Consider the following 313-nt stretch of genomic DNA (forward strand, 5'->3'; position numbering starts at 1 on the left):
GACCTCGGCGATGCAGGTCTCCTCGTCGTCGTACGCGAAGTGCGCGACGCCCGAGGTCTCGGCGTGCACGTCCGCGCCGCCGAGCCCGTTCTGGGTGATGTCCTCGCCGGTCACCGCGCGGACCACGTCCGGGCCGGTGATGAACATCTGCGAGGTGTCGCGGACCATGAAGACGAAGTCCGTCAGGGCGGGGCTGTACGCCGCGCCGCCCGCGCAGGGGCCCAGCATGACCGAGATCTGCGGGATCACGCCCGAGGCCTTGGTGTTGCGCTGGAAGATGCCGCCGTACCCGGCGAGCGCCGAGACGCCCTCC

1 protein-coding gene is annotated in these 313 nt (G+C 71.2%); it reads right to left on the minus strand.

Annotated elements, in window-relative coordinates:
* The coding region (locus IO30_RS0129185; RefSeq protein ID WP_031147858.1) for a carboxyl transferase domain-containing protein at window positions 1-313 on the minus strand (313 nt) is incomplete at both ends.

Origin of the sequence: Streptomyces xanthophaeus, from assembly GCF_000725805.1 — a bacterium.
GTDB classification, from domain to species: Bacteria; Actinomycetota; Actinomycetes; order Streptomycetales; family Streptomycetaceae; genus Streptomyces; species Streptomyces xanthophaeus.